Raw genomic sequence first — 1291 nt, 5'->3', positions numbered from 1 at the left:
GAAGAACAAAGGCCTGAATTGCGGGGAATTTGTTTTACGTCGAGTCCGTGATGAGATTTGAACCAGATTCGGTCTGTATCGACGATGCTCACGATTGCTATCGGAGTTCCAAGAAGACGAGCTGCTATCGCGGTCACACGATCAAATGCGCCATCCGGAGGCGTGTCTAGGATGGCGTACCTGCGAACAGCGTTCATCCTGAGCGCTTCCTCTTGAGCGGACTTACTAGAACTGACGGGATGAGTCACGGTGTTCATAGTGTGCACTCACAGGAATAAGGCCAGTAGCTGTGCTCTCGGGTTCGATGGAATGCCCCAAAAAAATTGGAACTTTTCTATGGCCTCGCGCACAGGGAGCAAATTGGATGATAGCAGAGTGTGCATTGCTACACTATTACGTGCGGAACAGCTGGACATCCTACGCTGCGCTCAGTGCGCCGGTATCTTGTGGTTAGAAGAAACCAAAAGGTTAGCGTACGTTTTTTCCGGGTTCTCTCGGCCGCCTTCCGGAACACCCCGGATGGCAGAAGTCCGCATCCGACACTAGGTTCACGCCAGCATGACGATAAGCCTGGACGATCAAACGCGAGCAGAACTGCCTCCGGTCGGCCACGAAGGCAGCTAACAGTAACCGTCTGGCCAACTCACCGCTCAGCACACAGACCAGCTCGAACAGGAATGAATGGAAAGCAAAGTCTTGCCCGCAGGTATACCGATTGACTAAGCCTATATCTGACGTAGCTCATGCAGAGCTTGGCAACGGGTCGCAATCGGCGACGGCTTCATTGTATACTTCGGTTCCGCATACCCCTTGAGCACAGGAACATCAGCATGACTGTACTCCAAACGATCTACTGGCAGCCTACGCCGCCTTAGCGCTACGCCCCCCTCGCAACACCTGCTTCCGCTAGTCTCGCTCGCGGGCGCACACTGCTGTACGCCTGGTTTTTGCACCTCAAGCACACAGCAAAAAATCCTCAAAATTTGAACTTGTATCGATTCGTTCGCCATTCCTTTGGCGTGCGCGATGCTTTGCCTTGGATATTCTGATGCTGCAATCGCTCAAACAAACGTGGTTTTCCAACGTCCGTGGAGACGTGCTAGCAGGTCTCGTAGTCGCCCTGGCATTGATCCCGGAGGCCATTGCCTTCTCGATCATTGCCGGCGTCGACCCCAAGGTTGGTCTCTACGCCTCCTTCTGTATCTGTGCTGTTATTGCCTTCGTCGGCGGTCGTCCCGGCATGATCTCGGCGGCTACCGGCGCCATGGCACTGCTCATGGTTACTTTGGTT

1 protein-coding gene is annotated in these 1291 nt (G+C 54.0%); it reads left to right on the top strand.

Annotated elements, in window-relative coordinates:
- Window positions 1-1048 precede the first annotated feature (1048 nt).
- Window positions 1049-1291: SulP family inorganic anion transporter (locus KMS84_RS43550; RefSeq protein WP_498066963.1), on the top strand; the 243-nt coding region annotated here is incomplete at its 3' end.

Origin of the sequence: Streptomyces hilarionis (assembly GCF_024539675.1) — a bacterium.
Classification (GTDB): Bacteria; Actinomycetota; Actinomycetes; order Streptomycetales; family Streptomycetaceae; genus Streptomyces; species Streptomyces hilarionis.
Note: the sequence above shows the minus strand (reverse complement) of the source record. Positions and strands in the feature narration are given on the sequence as shown.